Here is a 19639-nt window from a genome sequence, read left to right on the forward strand (position 1 = left end):
CTATGGAGCAAGAAATTATGTTGATCCCCGTCGAGGACGGCCCTGCCGTAGTAGCATGCAACACCTGCCGACACAGCAGCACCGCAAAGGAGGATGACGCCGGTGTGCGTGGTGGCGCGCGTATGGTCGAGGCCCTGCGCGCCGTGCAGGCACGCGATGAACGCTATTCCGGTATCGCGGTGCAGGAAATGCCCTGCTTGTTCGCCTGCAGCGAATTCTGCACGGTCCATCTTCGTGCGCCAGGCAAAGTCGGGTATGTTCTGGGCCGCTTCACTCCCGATGAAGATGCCGCCGCTGCCATCCTCGATTATGCCGTCCATTATGCGCAAAGCGAACATGGCCGGGTTCCGTTCAAGGACTGGCCGCAGGGCGTCAAAGGCCACTTCATCACCCGCACACCGCCGCCGGGCTTTGTCGCGCAATGAGCACGTTTTCTTCCGTCGATGCCTTTGATGCTGCCATTGCCGATATGCCTGCGCCAGATGAAACAGCAATGGCCAGCGCGCGCAACCGGCAGTCGCAACTGACCAAGCCGCCAGGATCCCTGGGACGGCTGGAAGAGATCGCGATCTTCATGGCCGGTTGGCAAGGCCACGAAAGACCCCGGCTGGAACGGGGGCGTGCAGTCGTGTTTGCGGGCAATCATGGCGTCACGGCACGGGGCGTGAGCGCCTTTCCTCCCGAAGTCACCCACCAGATGGTGGCCAATTTTGAAGCAGGTGGCGCTGCCATCAACGCGCTGTGTGCCGCTGCCGGGCTCGATCTTCAGGTGCTGGCGCTGGAGCTTGACCGGCCAACCGCCGATTTCACCTCAGCCCCGGCCATGACCGAAAGCGAATGCCTTGCCGCGCTGTCTTCCGGGGCCGCCATGGTCGAAGCCGGCCTTGATCTCCTTGTCCCTGGCGAGATGGGCATCGGCAACACCACGGCCGCTGCAGCCCTCTGTGCAAAGGCGCTGGGAGGCGGTGCAGGCGAATGGGTCGGCCCGGGAACGGGGCTCGATCCGGCGGGCGTGGCGCGCAAGATCGGTGTAATCGAAGCGGCACTCGTCTTCCATCAGGTTGCACCGTCAACGCCTTTCGAAACCCTGCGGCGTCTGGGCGGGAGGGAAATAGCCGCAATGGCAGGTGCAATTGTCCGTGCAAGGCAACTTCGGGTGCCGGTGCTCCTGGATGGCTTCATCTGCTGCGCTGCCATCGCGCCGATCTTTGCCGCCGAACCTGCAATTGTCGACCATTGCCTGGCAGGGCATTGTTCGGCCGAACCTGGTCACAAACGGTTGCTCGAGCGGTTCGGTCTCGCACCGCTCCTCACTCTGGGCATGCGCCTGGGCGAAGGGAGCGGCGCTGCGGTCGCGGCCCAGATCGTGCGTTCAGCTCTCGCCGCACACAACCAGATGGCCACTTTTGCCGAAGCTGGCGTGGCTGCTGGCGTATGAGCGAGTTTTTCCTGCACCTCATGCGGCATGGCGAGCCCATCCACCCCGGTCTGCTTCTCGGAAGGACCGATGCGCCTACGACGCCCGAGGGCGTCGCATCATGCGTGGCACAGGTCGAGGAACTGTCGTTCCAGTCGATTGTATGTTCCGATCTCCAGCGCTCGGCAGAGGCAGCAAGAGCTATCGCCGATCCAAGAGGGCTGCACCCGATCCTCGACTCACGGTGGCGCGAACTGGACTTCGGCGACTGGGACGGTCTGGCACCCGCTAAGGTCGACAGTGCCGCGATCAGCGCGTTCTGGGACGACCCGGACGCCAATCCGCCACCCGGTGGTGAGCGCTGGTCTGCTCTGGTTTCGCGCGTGGAAGCGGCCTTGGCCGCAATCCCGCCGCAAGACACGCTGGTCGTAACGCATGGCGGAGCAATCCGGGCTGCGCTGGCCAGCCTGTTCGGCTTCGGACAGCGGCAGGTCTGGGCGTTTGACCTTCCCTATGCCGCGCTGATCAGCCTGCGGGTCTGGCCGGGAACGCCGCGCTCAGCCCAGATCGCGGGCCTTTGGACATGAAGCGCCCGATCGCATGAAAGGCTTCCTCATCGCACTCCAGTTCCTCACCCGTTTGCCGACACCCCGGCTCACGGTTTCTGCCGAGGAATTCGCCCAGTCCATGCGCTGGTTTCCAGCTGCTGGGCTGGTGATTGGCCTTATCGTTGCCGGGGCCGCCTGGGTTGGAGCAAGGACCGATCCCTGGACCGGAGCCCTTGCCGCCTTGATCGCCTGGGTTCTCGTCACCGGAGCCCTTCACCTGGACGGTCTGGGAGATATGGCCGATGCCAGCGGCGCGGCCCACAAGGACCGCGAGCGGCTCCTGGCCGTCCTGGCAGATCCGCATGTCGGCAGCTTCGGCGTAACGGCCATCACCATGCAACTGCTGACCAAGCTCGTGCTGCTGCATGGCATGATCGAGCACAGCCAGTTTCTGGCACTGATCTGGGTGCCGGTCGCCGCGCGCATCGCGCCGCTGGCATGGACCTTGTTGCTATCGCCGTTGCACGATGGCCTTGGTGCGCGCTTTCGGGGCGCGATCAGGCCGATCGATCTGGCGCTGTGGGCCGCAGTACTTCTCGCCACCACGGTGGCGTTTCCTGCATTGCTCATTGCGGTTCCTGCTGCGGCACTATGGGGCCTGTGGATCAAGCGCGCTATTGGCGGCATCTCGGGCGATGGACACGGCGCCGGAATTGAACTGATCGAGGCGGCGCTGCTGCTGGCGCTTGTCGTGATGGCGGCCGCATGACCCGCGATCGCTGGACATGGCACGGCGGCGGCCTCTCTGCGGCCCGCGCGCATTTCGGCGACGATGCGCGTGGTTGGATCGATTTTTCCACCGGGATCAATCCGCATGTCTGGCACGGTGCAGGGGCGGTGGAGATCGATTGGCGTGCCCTGCCAGACGAAATGGCCCTGCGCGCGCTGGAGCAAGCGGCCGCCGCCAGCTTCGGGTGTCATGCCGATCATGTCTGCGCGGTGCCAGGCACCGAAGTTGGCCTTCGCCTCGCCGGCAGGGTGCTGGGCGATGACGTCTGCCACGCCGTTCCATCCTATCGCACCCACGGCGAGATGGCGGCCTCCAGCCATCCCGTAACGCTTGGCAATCTGGCGCTGGCCGATGGATCAAGCCTGATCCTTGCCAACCCCAACAACCCGGATGGCGTCCTGCTTTCTCGGGAAGCCTTGAGCGATCTTCTGGTGCGGCGTGGTCGGAAAGGGTGGCTGGTAATCGACGAAGCCTTTGCAGACTGCCACCCCGACCACAGTTTCGCCGACCAAGTTGATGATCGGCACAGACTCCTGATCTTTCGGTCCTTCGGGAAATTCTTTGGCCTCGCCGGATTGCGGCTCGGTTTTGTGCTGGGCCCTCGTCCGATCCTGGCGAGTCTGCGTAAGCAGCTAGGTGCCTGGCCGGTCTCGGCGGCTGCGATCGCCATCGGCACCCGCGCCTATCAGGATATCGCCTGGCAGGACGCGATGCGGGAGCGCCTCATCGCCGAGGCCACCAGCTTCGATCAGCGCTTGGCCTCGTTCGGTTTGTTGGCAAGCGGCGCATGCCCACTCTTCCGGCTGATAACGACGCCGGACGCGTCACACCTGTTTGAACGTCTTGCCCGGGCTGCGATCCTCAGCCGCCCCTTCGCCGATAAACCGGATTGGTTACGCTTTGGCCTGCCCGCCAACGACGAGGCGATGGAGCGTCTCTGTGCCGTGCTCGAAGACCATGGCTGAACCGTTCGCGCTCATGGCCCTGGTGCTGGATGCTGCCATTGGCTGGCCTGGCGCGCTGTATCGCCGTGTCGGACATCCGGTCGGCCTGTTTGCCCGGATCATCAATGCCTGCGAAGGCGCATGGAACCGGCCAACTCACTCAGACGGCATACGCAAGACGCTCGGCGTCATGACCGTTCTGATACTGCTGGTGCTGACAATCGGGGCTGGACTTGGCCTTACCGCGCTCGCCCGGCACCTGCTGGGCTCATGCTGGTGGCTTGGTGCCGCAGCACTGGCCTGGCCCGCTCTGGCCCAACGCAGCCTCTACGATCATGTTCTTCCCATCGCAGTCGCACTGGAGCAGAATGATCTCGAAAGTGCGCGCCATGCCGTCTCCATGATCGTCGGGCGTGATACCGACACCCTTGATCGCGCGGGTGTGGCACGAGCTGCAATCGAAAGTCTGGCCGAAAGCTTTTGCGACGGCATCGCCGCGCCGCTGTTCTGGCTGGTTATCGGCGGCCTGCCCGGCGTCTGGGCCTACAAGGCGATCAATACGGCAGACAGCCTGATCGGCCATAAGGAAGCGCGCTGGCGCGCCTTTGGGTGGGCTGCGGCGCGCACGGACGATGTGATGAACCTGCTGCCGGCTCGGCTTGGCGGCGTCGTGGTATGTCTTGCCGGCGGCGGAGGGTGGGCCACGCTGTGGCGCGATCACCGCCGCCACGCCTCACCCAATGCAGGCTGGACCGAGGCGGCCATGGCGGGCGCGCTAGATCTCGCGCTCGCGGGACCAGTGTCCTACGATGGTGTGACCCATGCCAAGGACTGGATCGGCAGCGGGCGGCGCGATGCTGGCGCTGCTGACGTCAGGCGCGCTTTGCGCATTTATGTCCGCGCCTGCCTGTTGCTCTGGGCCATCGTGGCCGCTCTCACCTGGAAGGATATCGTATGGGCGCTCTGATGTTGCAGGGCACGGGTTCCGATGTCGGGAAATCGGTGCTGGTTGCCGGGCTGTGCCGCGCCCTTGCCAATCGCGGGCTGAGCGTTCGCCCGTTCAAGCCCCAGAACATGTCGAACAATGCTGCGGTTACCGTCGATGGCGGCGAGATCGGCCGCGCCCAGGCTTTGCAGGCTCTAGCATGCCGGGTCGAACCGCACACCGACATGAACCCGGTACTGCTCAAGCCTCAGGCCGACCACACATCGCAATTGGTCGTTCACGGCAAGGTCCGCGGCACGCTGGGCGGTGGCAATTTCCGGCACAAGCGTGGCGAACTGCTGCCCGAGGTCATGGAAAGCTGGCACCGGCTGCAGGCGCAGTGCGATGTCGTCGTGGTTGAAGGCGCCGGCTCGCCGGCGGAGATCAACCTGCGGGCAGGCGACATCGCCAACATGGGCTTTGCCCGTGCTGCCGGTGTGCCAGTCGTGCTGGTCGGCGATATCGATCGCGGCGGCGTCATTGCTGCGCTCGTTGGCACGAGGGCGGTATTGGACCCGGACGACGCGGCGATGATCCGGGGTTTTCTCATCAACAAGTTTCGCGGCGATCCGGCGCTCTTTGCCGACGGTTATCGGCAGATCGAGGCGCTTTCGGGCTGGCGAGGCTATGGCGTGGTGCCCTGGCTGCGCGCCACTGCCCATTTGCCAAGCGAAGATGCGGTCGTGCTTGAACGAACCGCACGCGAAACCGCCGGTCGCCTGAAAATCGCCTGCCCGATCATCCCCCGGATCGCCAATTTTGACGATCTCGATCCGATCAAAGCGGAAAGCTCGGTCGAACTGGTCATGGTACCGCCAGGCCAGCCCATCCCCGGTGATTGTGCGCTGATCGTCCTGCCCGGATCAAAAGCCACGATCGCTGATATGAAGGCGATGCGCGAACAAGGCTGGGACATTGATATCCTTGCGCATCATCGGCGCGGTGGAAAGGTCCTGGGCATCTGCGGCGGCTATCAGATGCTCGGCCGCCGCATCGCCGATCCGGAAGGGATCGAGGGACCACCTGAAGATATCCCCGGTCTGGGTCTGCTGGATGTCGAAACGGTCCTGACCGGAGATAAGGCGCTGCGCCAGGTTGCAGGCACTGCGCTCGATCAAGCCTTCACCGGCTTTGAAATGCACATGGGCGTGACCAGCGGTCCCGATTGCCGTCACCCCTTTGCGCTGCTCGGCGAAGGGCGGCCCGACGGCGCAACCAGTGCAGACAGGCAAGTCACGGGCACTTACGTCCACGGAGCATTTGCCAGCACGGCGCTGCGTTCAGCTCTGCTCGGCATGCTCGGCGCGCAGTCGGACGGGATCGACCATGATGCGAAGGTGGATGACGCGCTCAATGCGATCGCGGCTGAGCTTGAACATCATCTCGATGTGGATGGTTTGTTGAAACTCGCAATGGGGAAAGACGATGCGTAGCCTGTTCGTGATTGGCGGAGCGCGCTCGGGCAAGAGCCGCTATGCACAGGCCAGAGCCGAGGCGACCGGCCTGTCGCCAGTCTTCATCGCTACGGCTCAAGCTTTCGACGAGGAAATGCGCAACCGTATCGTTCGGCACCAGGCGGATCGCGGCGTGGAATGGGAAACGGTCGAGGCCCCCCTTAAACTTGCGGAAGCGATCGAGTTGCATGCCTCACCCGACCGGGTCTTGCTGGTGGACTGCCTCACGCTATGGGTGACCAATCTCCTGATCGGCGATCACGATATCCCGGCGGCAGTCCGCACACTCATTGAGACCATCACGGTTGCGCAAGGGACCCTCATACTCGTCAGCAATGAGGTCGGATTGGGCATCGTCCCGGAAAACCAGTTGGCGCGCCGGTTTCGGGATGAGGCCGGGTTTCTTCATCAACGTGTCGCGGCTTGCGCGAACGAGGTGCAGTTGCTGTGCGCTGGCTTGAATTTGCAGTTCAAATGAAAATGTCCCATTGTATTAATGGCATATTTGGAATTCAAATTGCGCGAGAGCCGGCCAGAAAGACCGCCAGAAGCTGGATCATGGCGCTGCCCATGGCGATGGTTGGCTGCCCGGTTTGGAAGGCGTTCATAACGTTGATGCGGCTTGTCGGGACATCTTTTTCCGCGACGAGAGTGCCTATCTGGTGGCGGAAAACTCTAGACCCAAGCGGTTCAAAGTTGGGTAGCAGTGCAACTTGGCGTCGGACTCTGCTCAAAATCGGTTACATTTCAGACCACCGTCACGGTGTATGTGCGCGCGGTAAGTGTCGCGGTGGCTCCCTTGGTCCTTGGGGCACCGCGTTTCAGCCTGAACCTAGGCTAGAGAAAGCTCTTGCCAGCGTGGTTCTCAAACAAAGCCGCATCTCGGACATAGCCAAGCAGCACCTCCACCTTTTTCTGTCGCGAGACCTCCTGCATTTTTGGCAGTGAAGCACCAGCCTTCGCAGCTTCGGTCAGGAATCCCGATCGAAGCGAGTGCGCCCCGACCGCAGCCGGATCGAGACCGACCTTCTCGGCGTAGCGCTGGATCAGGCGAGCAACCGAGCGATCTGACATGGGCTCCTTCGTCATCAAGCCCTGAGCATCGGTTCGATAGAAAAGGGGCCCCGCCTCCCCTCCCCTGACGCTCAGCCATTCGTTGAGGCGGGGACCGGGCTTGAGCACCTTGCCCGACGGAACTGCGATGACCTGCCCCTCCCCCTCCTGGTCGGTCTTCGAGTGCCGGATCGTCAGCTTGAGCCCTTCGCGCACGAGCTCGAGATCGGCGAGCTGCAGAGCGACCAGCTCCGAGCGCCGAAGTGCTGCTGCAAGGCCCAGCGCCATGACCGCACGGTCACGGATTGCCCTCGGGCTCGATCCTTCTGCAGCCGCAATCATCCGCGCCAGATCGGCCGCCAGAATGGCGCTCTTCTTGCGTGTCGGCCGTGCGCGCTGCTCGCGCCGAATGCCGGCGAGCGTATCGGCGATGACATCGCGGGGATCACGGTGCTGCGGCGCCACGTGCCCCGCCTGCCTGTGGTGCCAGGCAATGGCAGCAAGGTGCCGCCCGATCGTACTGTCCGCCCTCCCCGCTTGAGCCAGTGACGCCAGCCAGGTTGCAACCACCTCGGGCATCGCGGGCATGGGCTCAAGGTCGCGCGTCCAGCACCATTCTTCGAACTGCCGCCAGTCGCTGTCATAGGCGCGGACGGTGTTCGCGGCCTTGGATCGCGCCCTGTAGGAACGGGCGGCCTCGATTTCGGCGGCGAGCTGCGGAGGGATTGCCTGTCCGAGCGAGACGAGGCCCTCATCGATCGGCACCTCAACGATCAGCCCGGTGCCGTCAGCCAAAGCGCCTCTCCTTCATGCTCGATCGCGCCGCTGGTTTCTTCGGCGTTCTGCCCTTGGGAGAGCGGCGGCGTCGCAGCGGATTTGAGGCACTCTATATAGATTGTCGTGTTGTCCGTGAAGGGCTCTTATCGGACAGCAAACCCACCGTACAAGCTGGGTATACTTTTTATGCCATTTATATACTATCTGGCCGATGGTATCCGCCCCAGCACCTTGGCAACTGACGCTTGCCCGCATCGAAGGCGCCCTCCCCTTCATCTCACCCGAGTTGTCCGAATGCCTTGCGCTGGCCTCACTTCGGCGCCTCTGGCGCGTGCATGTGCGCGATTATCCGTTTGATAATCTTGGAATTGAACACAATCCGGGGCTCGAAGCGAGCGAGCTGATGCGCTCGTGGTATTCCGAGGAACGCCGTCAGTTCTTGTCGTGGATTAGCCGGCGAGGACACCCTCCCCTCGCCCATGCTGCCAAGCTGGTCATGGCCGCCAAGAACCACTCTGAAGGGTTCACCGAGACCTATTGGCCCGCCGATCGCGCGCTGGAGCGGCTTGACGCGCTGCTACCAAGCCGTGACCCGATGAGCACCTTGCTTGAATGGCTGACGGAACTGAGAACGGAAGAAATCGACTTTCTCGAAGGCGGCAGCGAGATGGTCCAGGTCGGAGGGTTCGCGGTAACACGTATGGCACCGCGTGGGGCGGCCTGGGCGGCATCGCTCGCTGCTGCCATGCGGCCACACTTGTTTGGGCTGGGCTCGGCGCCAATGGCGCTTGCTGGGGTCATGCCGCGGGCTCTGTTCCGTGAACTTCACGAGGAACCCCTGCCCGTCCTATTAGGCCGTGCGCTTCAGGCTACCGCTGAGAGTGCAGCCGCAGACCTCCGTGCCATGCAAAGGGCTCACCTGCAGGCTGAGGGAGCACTTTCAGGCCTGTACGCCTCCTCGACGGCTCCCCTGGCTTGGCGTCTGGTAGCCGGCATCGGACCTCTCACCCGTGCGGAGCTTGCCAGAGGCCTTGGGGTGACCAAGCGAACCGCTTCACAATCAGTTGCGGCTATGGTGACTGCCAGCATGGTCAGCCTTCGAACTTCCGATGGAGCAATCGTCCCAACGGACACGTGAACGTATCATGGACCCCGGAATACTTCCCGGTAGCAAACGCCAATTCGATGATGTGAGGTCGCTCTGCGACGCAGCAACTGTTCTACGAACTTTGTCGCCCTGCCTGCGTCGGCGAAGGATAAGATGCGTCGCTGTCCACGCGTTCCAATCCGCCCCCACGAGAATTCAACAATCGTGACACCGAACAGGTCCTGGCTTCGAGATATGACGTACCGCCTTGCAACATTGAGATCGGGATCTTTGGCTTCGAGCCAGATCTGACATTCCCTTTGTCCAACCTCTAACATGCGGAGGACTATGCGATAGCCACGTGAAGTTAGGCCAATCGGAAGTTTGAATCACAGGTCCCTGTCGTGATTCACGGAATCGATCTTAAGGCTGTGACCAGCGCTAATCTGCCGAGTTGCCATTCTGGTGGAATGTACGCATCGCACGCAAAGCGGTCATCGTCGAAGGGATATGTCGGCCTTCCTTAATCTTGAATCAAATCAATAACAAATCCGCCGCAGGCGTGAACGTTAGGGGATTTAGATTCTAAGGTTAAGAGGTTACCTGCTCGTGATCAGCCTGCAAACTCCTGATTTCTCGCGAGTCGGGGCGGCTATGCCGAATCTGAAAACACGATGTTCGGTTTCTGATAGCACGACCGCCAGATTCTAATAACACGTCATCTGATGCCCGATCACACGTTCGCCACCTCCCCGCCCTGTTGATAACTTTGAAAGCGCGGCTGTGAGCGTGAGGCCAGAGGATCAGTTAGCGTTCCGATTCACATATGATGCGCCGATCCCAAACTTTCTGATCCCCCATTTGCTCCTAGGCTGAAACGAACGTGTTTTCGGAAATGTGGTATTTCCGGTCGAACGTGTTTTCAGGAATGGTTTTTGGAGGCATTTTCCATCGTCCAGATTGAAGGCCGACCTGTCGGGTTTCTGGATCGCAGTGACTGAAGTGGAGCCTCAGGCGATCTGCCAGCTGGCTTGAGCGCTGCACAGTAGATCGCTGATTTCAGTCAAAGATGGACGGCAGAAGCACGGCTGTAGGGTCTATGCCGGTACTCTTGGGCCTAGTCAGCGATTTATTTACCTGGCGCCGAACGTAGACGCGGTCCTCTGATCGGGCGGGCTAAGCGAAGTGATTCCCGAAAACACGTTCGCTAGCTGCCGTGCATGATGAGACTGTTCTTATTCTTACGATAGATCGCTATGCCTGCGGCAGAGCGTAATCAGGCCTGAAGCCGAGCGGCAGCTCTACCAGCGCGCCGGGCGCCGCTACCAAGTCCTGCAGAAGGTCGCGATCTTCAAAAGCCCGGAAGCGTATGCTTGTTGCGCTCGTGGTGCTTCTTCATGAAGCCGTAGAACCGTTTCGAGTAGTTCCTTGGCAACTCATGCGGATTGCTGTTCAAAAAGGAATCGAATTGCCGCATCAGCACATCGAGATCCCAACCAGGACATTCAGCACGGATGGCCTGATAGATTTCGGGGTCAAGAGTGTCCTGAGCGCCCCCTCCCCTTCGTCGTGACTGAGATTGGCTCGCATTGCTGTCCAATGCCGCTGATGCATCGGCTTGCTGTTCGGGGCGCAAGCTCGCGCTTGTTGTTGCAAGGAGCTTGCGCACGAGGGCAGGATCAACGAATTCCTGCGGAGGGCTGACCTTGGCTGCCTTTTCGGGGGTTGCGCGCTGAATGCGCTGGGGTCTGCTCTCCGTGGCGACAGAGCCACTATGTTCGGTTTTTCCAGAAGGTTTTTCGAGATGGCGACGCATCACCATCTTTAGCTTTGGACGCGGCGTCTCTGCTCCAATGACCTCCAGACTGATATCCGGCAGGTTGTTAGCTCGCGCCAATTCAAGAATCTTGTTCTTGAACGAGGGTAGGGAGCTTTCGCTGCCGCTTTTCTGATGAAGAGTTTCGAAGCCAATCGTGAAACCTTCTGGCCCATTGCCACCAGCGTGCTTGCGAGCTGCGCGGTAGAGCCATTTCCCAAGTCCGCTCGTTATCTCGAAATACAGAGGCGAAATCGCAAGGACATTTCGCTTGTCCATGACCCCGTCGAAGAACCACTTAGAAAGCGTGATTTCCATCCCAAGCGAACGCTGGGTTCGCTCATCAACGAGATGAGTATAGCTATCGATCCACGAAAATGTGGTCTCGCGGGATTTGGAGTTCGCTCGGATGTTCGTCTTGATCGTCGTGGCCTGAAGGCGATCAAGCGCTGCGATCAGTCGCTCATAGGCGCGCCCGCTTACACCCCAGCAGATTCGCTTGAGAAGATCGCCAGGTTGAACACGAATGGTCGGCGACAGGTCATTGTCACCCCGCTCGCGCAATTCGTTGAGGTGGGACGCCAGATAGATCATGATATCTGCATCCCAGATGGTCGCCATCCCATAGGCTGGGTTGGCTGATACATGCACGGTGACCGACTTGTCCGGACTGAGGTACTCAATGGGTTTCAGGCGCTTCTTCTTCGAAAGGCTGAAGAAAGGGCGCTGCATGGTCTCCTGATAGTCCCGCAGCGAGATATCGCTGAAATCAGGCAGCGTGAAGAACATCTCGAACTGCACCCGGCGACCGGAGGAGGACTGATCTTTCTCGCTCACGTTCTTCGCCTAGTAAATCTGCCGCTGTCCCACATGTGGGACAAGTGAGCTAAACATATGAAATAAAACGATAAAAGCCACATTTTCAGAGTGGTAAAGGCATGGCCATAGGTGGGTCCAAAACCCTCCTTCATGGGGCAGGCCTTTTCAGAATCTTCGCCTTCTCAATCAGAGGGCGCAATGCATCAAGGATTTCGTCAGCGCTCAAATCAGTGGGGTTGATCGTTATCGTGAGCCCTCGTGCACGATCCTTTTCGATGACACCAATGGACGATCCTGCGGCTTCGATTACGGCTTTCTGGGCACGGCCAGGCCTGCCCGAAACTGCCTTGAGCAGACGGACAACAACCTGAGGGCCAGAAATTGGCTCTTCGTCTCCGGATTGCCGGAAACTTTGTTCCGCAGCGATTTGCTTTGCTGCTTCCTCCATCCTGGGGCGCAGCGATGGGTTGCGTATGGCTGGAAGAAGCTTGTCACCGTACCGGACCTGAAGTTCCATTGGCGAGGCAAATGCGCTTACGATTGTTTGCGGGATCTCTGTCAGGCCGATGTACCGGGCGAGCGTAGATTTCGAGATCTTCACGCGTTCAGCAAGCCGTGCCTGAAGGCCATCGTAATAGGTGTCGACTGCTGCCTTGTAGTTCAAACCGCGTTCTAAGTCTGAGATATCTTCCCTCTCGCGGTTCTCGATATCAGCAAGGCGGAACGCAGCTTCGTCATCGAGATCTTCGATAATCGCTACGAGCTCGATATCCGGGTAGTGATTGGCGTTGAGCCACGCGACAGCCCAGTGACGCCTTGTGCCAATGATCAGTTCGTACTGCAGCTCACCTTGCTGCTTACGACGCACGACTACTGGGATGCGGTTCCCGTTTTCTGCTTGGATCGACTCAATCAGAGATCGCAAACGGGGTTCGGTGAGCTGTTCGTAATCACGGGCGTTTCCCGGCCAGATCGAACATTCTGCAGGTTTGAGCCGGATGGTCGGGCGCTTGACCATCCGCGCTGCTTCCGTGAAGCCTTCAAGCCGACGTGTTGTGAAATTGCGCGATGCAGTTGCCCCTGCAGCGTCCTTGGCTTCAGAGACGGAAGGCTGGTCAGGGGCAGGGGAGGCGAGGGCCTCGCCAATCAATGAACGACGGCTCACGCTGCAACACTCCCTGCCGTGTCAGATGACCGTCTCGAAATGCTCTTCGACGGCCACTGCTCGTGTATTTCGTTCAGAACTTCTCCGAAGACTGCGTTGAGATTGTCCCGGCAACGCTGGTAGGTTGCGTGCGCAGCTGAAGGCTTGCTTTCATAGATCGACCGGAATGCTTGAGTGGCATTCTTGATTTCCTCAGAAGCCAGAATTGGCTGATTCAGCAGGAAATTGGCATATGTGGCCTTCATCATCTTCCACATGTCGGCTTCACCTGGCTTGCTGGGGGTGTAGGCCGAGCAGACGACGCGAATGAACCCATAATCAACAGGCGTTCCGTGATCCTCGAGGATCTCGATATTCTCGGCGATGGTGTCCATGAAATGGATGGTTGAAAGATAGTCGAGCTGCCTTGCCGGAACCGGGATGAGCATACCTGTTGCGGCGGCCATCACATTGAGGCCCAGGAACCCCATGGCCGGCGGAGGATCGAGCAAGACGACGTCGAAGTCCTTGATGATACTGTCGATGCCAATTCGGAGACGCTGAAGTCCCTCGCGCACTGCTTGTCCGCCCTCCGTCAACGTTGCCGTGAGGTCCCACTCTGCATCCTGCAGGCCAAGGCTTGACGGCACTATTTTGATTGTAGGCCAAGCGGTTTCTCGGATTGCCTTCCTGAAATCATCGAATGTACTGCGAGGCGACAGGAAGTTTCCTAAAGTCTCCTCTTCATCGATAAGTGCTTCGGGCTGGATGTCGAACATAGTTGTCGTTGACGCCTGCGGATCGCAGTCGATCACGAGAACGCTATATCCGTTCAGTGCGAGAAAATCGGCGAAATGCTTGGTAATCGTACTCTTGCCGACGCCGCCCTTGAAATTCTGCACGGCTACTACGACCGCATTCTCATGGGCTAGCTTGCCCGGATGAATGTTCAGCGCCTTGCGAATATGAGTAAGGTCTTCGAGCGTGTAATAGCGACGGCCATTGTTAAGCTGCTTCGGAGGCGCGAGACGTCCCTCCTTCTCTGCCTTGGCAAGCGCTTCAGGCGTTCTTCCGACCAATTCCGCTGCCGCCGTAGGCCCAAACGTGATATCCAGGACCTTGCGTTCATCAGGTTTGAACACCACAGCTTTGACCCGATCGCGCATCATTTCGCAGGATCTGGTCATATTTCGCAGTGTGTTCACGGTGTAGGACATGCGTCTGCCTTTCGATGAATCGCAGTTCTGCGACCCAGTTCGTGTTTTATGATCATTTTCGGCGGTAGAAGTCAAACCGATATCTTCGGGATGGTGCCGGTCCCGAATCCTCGTCGCTGCCGGGCACCCCTTGTCGCATAGCCCGTAGTGATCACGGGCTCATAAACCCGAGGCGAGAGGGAAGGGGGATGACCTGATGCGGTTCAGCATCAGGAGCAGACCGTGACCGACCTATTTGAACAATCCAGCCAGAAGCTGGACGCAGCAATCACCGAAATCCAGAACGCCATCGCCACCGGAATGGCGAACAAACAACGCCTGTTTGAGACGATGAGCCAGCTCTACGGGGAGGGCTCCGCAAACGGCGCCTGGAGCCAGAGGGACGCCTTTGACCTGCTCGAGGCGGCATTGACGCGCCACATGGCCGGACTCCTGAGCAAACCTCAGATGCTGACCCAAATTTCGGAGATCAGCGCGCTTATCGAGGCGCTGCCGACACATACGGTCAGAAGTGAAAACCAGCTCAGGTACCAGCAATTCTCGACGCCCGCTGACCTCGCAGCGCTATCCGTGATTTTGGCGCAGCCGCTTGCAACCGATATCGTTCTTGAGCCGAGCGCCGGACATGGCGCTCTGGTGGCAACTTTGCCCGATGTCCGCGCATTGCATCTCAATGAGATCGATCCGCGCAGGCGGGAGAAGCTGGCTCTGCTGTTCCCCCAGGCCACCACCACGGGGATCGATGGAGCCATGCTGGCATCGCATCTCGACGCTGCTGTGCAGCCCAGCCTGATCCTGATGAACCCGCCGTTTTCCCGCTCAATGGGACGAGGAGCAGACGAGTTCGCGGCTGTGCGTCACCTGCGCGCTGCCATAACGCGGATAGGGCAGGGGGGGCGGATCGTCGCGATCATGCCGGACTGGTTCACGACGAGCGCGAAGCTTGCGAAAATCTACGACGACACCTTCGCCTCTTGCACGGTCCGCACATCAATCCGCCTCGATAAATGCTATCACAAGCAGGGCACTAGCGTGGCTGTGCGCTTGTACGTGATCGACAAGATCCCGGGGCAAACCAGACCAGCAGTTTTGGCGCGGGAAACGGTTGCAGACGTGGCGTCTGCGGTTCCAATCATCAAACGCGTGACAGCCCAGCCCGACTGCGAACCGCGCGCGGTGCCGCCGAAAACAAAGCCGGGCGCGCTCTTCAAAGCCATGCGGGCAACGCCGATCACAAAGCCCGTCAAAGCGAGGGCAGCCCAAGCGCCCAAGATCGAAGCACTGGCGTTCAGTACCCTGGACAAGCCGCGCGTTCTCGGTGAGCAAAGCGGGGTCTACATCCCATACCGGCCAAGCCGGATCGACATTGTTGGTGCACGCGAGCATCCGACGCCGCTCGTCGAAAGCGTGGCCATGGGTTCGATCCCGGCACCGATCCCGGATTATGTCCCGGCGCTGCAGGATCGGGTTTTGCAGGAAAGCCTGCTATCCGAGGCCCAGATCGAAACTGTCATCTATGCTGGGAACGCGTGGCAGCAGTATCTGCCTGGCCAGTTCGTTCCGGCTGAAGAGGGCGTAGGCCTCCAACTCGACGAGCAAGGACGGGCCTATCGCAAAGGCTATTTCCTCGGCGATGGCACGGGGGCAGGGAAGGGCAGGCAGATCGCCGCCTGCATCCTTGATGGATGGCTTGCCGGACGCCGGAAGGCCATCTGGGTATCGAAGAACGAGAGTCTGCTCGAAGACGCGCGCCGCGACTGGAGTGCCATCGGCGGCCTTGCTGCCGACATTCAGCCGCTTTCGAACTGGAAGATCGATCAGGCGGTTCCGTTTCGCGAAGGAATCCTGTTCGTCACTTACCCGACCCTTCGGAGCCAGCGTCAGGATGCCACGCGCCTCAAGCAACTACTGGACTGGGCGGGCGAGGATTTCGACGGTGTCATCGCCTTCGACGAGAGCCACGAGATGGGCGGGGTTGCGGGAGGCGAGGGCGCCCGGGGCACGAAAAGCGGATCCTTGCAGGGCATCGCCGGCGTACTGCTGCAAAACAATTTGCCCAATGCCCGGGTTATCTACGCCTCTGCAACCGGGGCCTCGGAGGTCAACAACCTTGCCTATGCCGTGCGGCTCGGTCTGTGGGGACCGGGCACTGCGTTTGCCAACCGCGAAGATTTCATCAGCCAGATCAGGGCAGGGGGCATCGCAGCGATGGAACTCGTGTCGCGCGACCTCAAGGCACTCGGGCTCTATCAGGCGCGCGCGCTCAGCTTTGCAGGGGTCGAATACGACATCCTGAAGCATGATCTGACCGCCGAGCAGATCGCGGTCTATGATACTTATGCGGATGCCTGGGCGATCATCCATCAGAACATGGAGGAAGCGCTGGAGCTCACCGGCGTGGTCGATGAAATCGGCGGCGCAACGCTCAACAGCGGCGCAAAAGCTGCGGCACGCAGCCGGTTTGAAAGCACCAAGCAGCGGTTCTTCAACCAGCTGCTGCTGTCGATGAAGCTGCCAACGCTGATCGCTGCCATCAATCATCATCTGGACCGGGACGAGGTGGTGGTGGTTCAGCTGGTCTCGACTGCCGAAAGCATCCTCGATCGCCGTCTCGACAGCCTTTCGCCAGAAGAGCGCGCGGAGCTCGACCTCGACCTCAGCCCGCTCGACGCTGTGATCGAGTACCTCGAACGCGCCTTCCCCACGCAACAGATGCAGGTATTCGTCGATGATACCGGCACCCAGCGCTCTGCACCGATGTTCGACGAGGAAGGCCGTCCCGTCCACAACCAGACTGCGATCGCCCGCCGCGGCGAGATGATCGAGCACCTGTGCGCCATGCCGCCGATCAAGCCAGCGCTGGACGGGATCATCGAGCACTATGGCCCGGAGAAAGTCGCCGAGGTGACCGGGCGCAGCAAGCGGCTCATAACCCAGAGCGACGGGCAGCAGCGGCTCGAGACCCGCTCGCCGCGGACGAACCAGTCCGAGACCGACCAGTTCATGGATGGCAGGAAGCCGATCCTGGTCTTCAGTGATGCGGGCGGCACCGGGCGGTCCTATCACGCCAGCCTCGATGCAACTTGCCAGAAGCGGCGCATCCACTTCCTGCTGGAGCCTGGATGGCGAGCCGACCGGGCCATCCAGGGGCTGGGCCGAACGCACCGGACGCATCAAGCCAACACGCCGCTGTTCCGGCCTGTGACCACGAACTGCAAGGGGGAACTGCGGTTCACCAGCACCATTGCGCGCAGGCTCGATAGCCTCGGCGCGCTTACTCGGGGCCAACGCCAGACGGGCGGGCAGAACCTGTTTGACCCTGCCGACAATCTCGAGAGCGAATATGCCAAGGCGGCCCTCTCGACATGGTTTGCCTTGCTGGCGGACGGCAAGCTCAAGAGCGCTACGCTGATCGATTTTCAGCGCCGCAGTGGGCTCAAGATCGTCTCCGACGATGGCGTGCTCGAAGAGGACCTTCCGCCGATCCAGCGCTGGCTCAATCGCATCCTCGCGCTGCCGATCGGGATGCAGAATGCGATCTTCGAGGAGTTTCTGGGGTTGGTCGAAGCGCGGGTGTCAGCAGCGCGCGAGGCCGGATCGCTCGATGTTGGCGTCGAAACCCTGCGGGTTGAACAGGCCGATATTGTCGAGGACATAGTCCTTCGGACCGATGAGCGAACCGGCGCCACGTCGCATTTGCTGCAGCTAGCCCTCAAGACCAGAGCACGGCCGATCTCGCTTGAGCGTGTCCTTGAGCGCCGCGACTATGCCGACGGCTGCATTCTGCTCCACAATATCAAGAGCGGGAAGGCGGCCTTGGCCGAACCTTCGCGGCACTTCATGACAGAACAGGGGGATTTGATCCGGCGGGTTATCCTCCACCGTCCGCTTCGCCGCGAATACCACCACTTCGATGACCTCGCCGAATCCGCATGGGAGGAAGTCCCGCGCAGGACCTTCGAGAAGCTGTGGCAAAGCGAGGTTGCGGAGCTTGCCGAACGGCTAACGACGGAGACCGTGTACCTTGCGACCGGACTTCTCCTGCCGATCTGGTCGAGCCTGCCTATCGACTATCTGGAGGTCCGGCGGATCGTGGACGAAGAGGGCAGAAGCTGGCTCGGCCGTATGGTCCACGAACTCGACGTGGCGAAGCTGCTCGAGAAATTCGACATTGCCTCCACCGTTGAACTCAGCCCGGAAATGATCATCAGGTCGCTCGGCGAAGGCCGGACAGTCCCGATCAATCAGCCCTTCGAGGCGACCTTGAAATGCTCCCGCGTGGCAGGCGAGCAGCGCTATGAAATCGTGGGGGTCCCGCCTGAACAGCTGCCTTGGCTCAAGAGCATCGGCTGCTTTACGGAAATCATTGCGTTTCGCACACGGGTGTTCATCCCGACAAAGGCAGCGCTGTCGGTCATAGGCGCGATGTTTCGAGCATGATGAAAAGCAATGCTGGGAACATCGATGCCGGAGCCCTGACGTCCCACGGTTTTCCTCTTGGTCTGCACTATCTGTGCAGCATGGAAGGCCACGAAGTGGGGCATTCCTGTCAGTGTCGGTGGCGTTTGCTAGCAACGGCTCGCGCCAGAATCAGATGTTTCCTGCTTGTTCGCAACGACGAGTGAGGCTGGCCGGTTGGGGAGGGCGACAGTGCTCGTAGCACCCTCGGCGCAGCCGAAGCCGATCAGCTTCGACAGTTCGGGTCAGTCGAGTGGATGGAGTCAGCGACGTGACCGCATCACCGACACCGCTGCCTACTTCTTTCTCAGCGTCAGGGTGTTCGGCCCCAAAGCCTTTGCAGGTACGGCAGGCGGTACCTGAACTGGCGTGGCCCCCGCCGCTACAGCGGTCTGCGCAGGTCCGAACGCAGCGCCCAGAACCTTTTGCACTACCGCGAAGATCGCGGTCAGATCGTGCGGCTCTACCTTGGGAAAGACAGCCTTCCCATTGTGGACCAATGGGCGGAGGCGGTTGATGTTGACCGTGTAGAGATGGTCGCAGACGACATAGGCGATCCGCCCTGCAGCCTGCCCTTTGGGATTGGGATTCCTGGAGAGCTGATGAAAGTTCGTCCCCGCTTTCTGCTGCGCGCTCGTAACGGGCAGGATAATGCAGGTGTCGTGTAGCGAATTGGCCGCGCGAATAACAATGCCAGGGTGCTCTTTCACGAACTCGGGCGCATAAGCGTCGTGCGGAAAATCGATCCAATACATTTGGCCCATGCGCGGTCGGCTTACGATACGCCGTTCGCGGCGGCTGATTGGCACATAGCCCGCTTTGATGATCTCATGATGCAACGGAAAAGGATGCCCGGCTTCCGTCAGTAAATGGGCCACGTCCGGCATGTTTGTGAAATCGATCGGCACATAGCCCTGTGCCAGCAACTCTTCGTCTGTCGGGATTGGCACATAGCCCGCTGCAAGCAGTTCGGCCTCGGTCGGGAACGGCACTTCCATAGTCGGCTGATCATCTGAATTGTCGTCATTCGGTGAGGATCAGCGTGCAATAGGCACCCCCTTCGTGGGGTGATCGGCGTGCAAAAAGGACCCCTTCATCCCGGGGATTTAGTCGGCCGACTGGTTTTGATC

General features: G+C 60.4%; 16 protein-coding genes. 10 read left to right on the forward strand and 6 right to left on the reverse strand.

Translation table 11 applies throughout. From position 1 onward, the window contains the following. The first annotated feature begins 17 nt into the window (after nucleotides 1-17). Genes ATE67_RS20595 through cobU form a run of 8 tightly spaced genes read left to right on the forward strand, consistent with a single transcriptional unit; the run spans nucleotide 18 to nucleotide 6616 of the window. Complete coding sequence (locus tag ATE67_RS20595; protein ID WP_039330657.1) at nucleotides 18-425, forward strand: DUF1636 domain-containing protein; 408 nt, start codon at nucleotides 18-20, stop codon at nucleotides 423-425. Further along, nucleotides 422-1438: a nicotinate-nucleotide--dimethylbenzimidazole phosphoribosyltransferase gene (gene cobT, locus ATE67_RS20600; protein ID WP_039330659.1), complete on the forward strand. Its 1017-nt coding sequence runs from the start codon at nucleotides 422-424 to the stop codon at nucleotides 1436-1438. Before ATE67_RS20595 ends, cobT begins: the two co-directional genes overlap by 4 nt. Further along, the gene (locus ATE67_RS20605) at nucleotides 1435-2004 is read left to right on the forward strand and encodes a histidine phosphatase family protein (protein ID WP_039330661.1); all 570 of its coding nucleotides are present in this window, start codon (nucleotides 1435-1437) and stop codon (nucleotides 2002-2004) included. The genes cobT and ATE67_RS20605 overlap by 4 nt, the downstream gene beginning before the upstream one ends. Nucleotides 2005-2017: 13 nt before the next feature. Continuing rightward, a complete protein-coding gene (gene cobS, locus ATE67_RS20610; protein ID WP_039330663.1) occupies nucleotides 2018-2734 on the forward strand; it encodes an adenosylcobinamide-GDP ribazoletransferase in 717 nt (238 codons plus the stop codon). Then, a complete protein-coding gene (locus ATE67_RS20615) occupies nucleotides 2731-3720 on the forward strand; it encodes a threonine-phosphate decarboxylase (RefSeq protein ID WP_039330665.1) in 990 nt (329 codons plus the stop codon). The genes cobS and ATE67_RS20615 overlap by 4 nt, the downstream gene beginning before the upstream one ends. Then, a complete protein-coding gene (gene cbiB, locus ATE67_RS20620) occupies nucleotides 3713-4666 on the forward strand; it encodes an adenosylcobinamide-phosphate synthase CbiB (RefSeq protein ID WP_039330667.1) in 954 nt (317 codons plus the stop codon). The genes ATE67_RS20615 and cbiB overlap by 8 nt, the downstream gene beginning before the upstream one ends. Next, entirely contained in the window at nucleotides 4654-6117 is a 1464-nt protein-coding gene (locus tag ATE67_RS20625) for a cobyric acid synthase (RefSeq protein WP_039330669.1), read from the forward strand. The genes cbiB and ATE67_RS20625 overlap by 13 nt, the downstream gene beginning before the upstream one ends. After that, nucleotides 6110-6616, forward strand: coding sequence for a bifunctional adenosylcobinamide kinase/adenosylcobinamide-phosphate guanylyltransferase (gene cobU, locus ATE67_RS20630; RefSeq protein ID WP_039330671.1), 507 nt, complete (start codon nucleotides 6110-6112; stop codon nucleotides 6614-6616). The genes ATE67_RS20625 and cobU overlap by 8 nt, the downstream gene beginning before the upstream one ends. A gap of 359 nt (nucleotides 6617-6975) precedes the next feature. Here cobU and ATE67_RS20635 read toward each other — a convergent pair whose 3' ends face one another. Further along, nucleotides 6976-7986, reverse strand: coding sequence for a site-specific integrase (locus tag ATE67_RS20635; RefSeq protein WP_230960947.1), 1011 nt, complete (start codon nucleotides 7984-7986; stop codon nucleotides 6976-6978). A gap of 193 nt (nucleotides 7987-8179) precedes the next feature. On the opposite strand from ATE67_RS20635, the gene ATE67_RS20640 reads away from it, so the two are divergent. Further along, entirely contained in the window at nucleotides 8180-9106 is a 927-nt protein-coding gene (locus tag ATE67_RS20640; protein ID WP_058803369.1) for a hypothetical protein, read from the forward strand. Between the two features lie 5 nt (nucleotides 9107-9111). On the opposite strand, the gene ATE67_RS21240 is transcribed toward ATE67_RS20640, so the two are convergent. The 4 genes from ATE67_RS21240 to ATE67_RS20655 form a co-directional block, all read right to left on the reverse strand. Next, nucleotides 9112-9393, reverse strand: a complete 282-nt coding sequence (locus tag ATE67_RS21240) for a WGR domain-containing protein (protein ID WP_082660524.1) — start codon at nucleotides 9391-9393, stop codon at nucleotides 9112-9114. 1013 nt (nucleotides 9394-10406) lie between these two features. Continuing rightward, a complete protein-coding gene (locus ATE67_RS20645; RefSeq protein WP_082660526.1) occupies nucleotides 10407-11660 on the reverse strand; it encodes a replication initiator protein A in 1254 nt (417 codons plus the stop codon). 178 nt (nucleotides 11661-11838) lie between these two features. Further along, a complete protein-coding gene (locus tag ATE67_RS20650; RefSeq protein ID WP_058803371.1) occupies nucleotides 11839-12855 on the reverse strand; it encodes a ParB/RepB/Spo0J family partition protein in 1017 nt (338 codons plus the stop codon). Continuing rightward, the gene (locus ATE67_RS20655; RefSeq protein ID WP_058803372.1) at nucleotides 12852-14051 is read right to left on the reverse strand and encodes an AAA family ATPase; all 1200 of its coding nucleotides are present in this window, start codon (nucleotides 14049-14051) and stop codon (nucleotides 12852-12854) included. The genes ATE67_RS20650 and ATE67_RS20655 overlap by 4 nt, the downstream gene beginning before the upstream one ends. 222 nt (nucleotides 14052-14273) lie before the next feature. On the opposite strand from ATE67_RS20655, the gene ATE67_RS20660 reads away from it, so the two are divergent. Beyond that, a complete protein-coding gene (locus tag ATE67_RS20660; RefSeq protein ID WP_058803373.1) occupies nucleotides 14274-18491 on the forward strand; it encodes a strawberry notch family protein in 4218 nt (1405 codons plus the stop codon). A gap of 314 nt (nucleotides 18492-18805) precedes the next feature. Here ATE67_RS20660 and ATE67_RS20665 read toward each other — a convergent pair whose 3' ends face one another. Next, nucleotides 18806-19507, reverse strand: a complete 702-nt coding sequence (locus ATE67_RS20665) for a type II toxin-antitoxin system PemK/MazF family toxin (RefSeq protein WP_058803374.1) — start codon at nucleotides 19505-19507, stop codon at nucleotides 18806-18808. Nucleotides 19508-19639: the final 132 nt, after the last annotated feature.

The organism is Sphingopyxis sp. H050 (genome assembly GCF_001468265.1).
Lineage (GTDB): Bacteria > Pseudomonadota > Alphaproteobacteria > Sphingomonadales > Sphingomonadaceae > Sphingopyxis.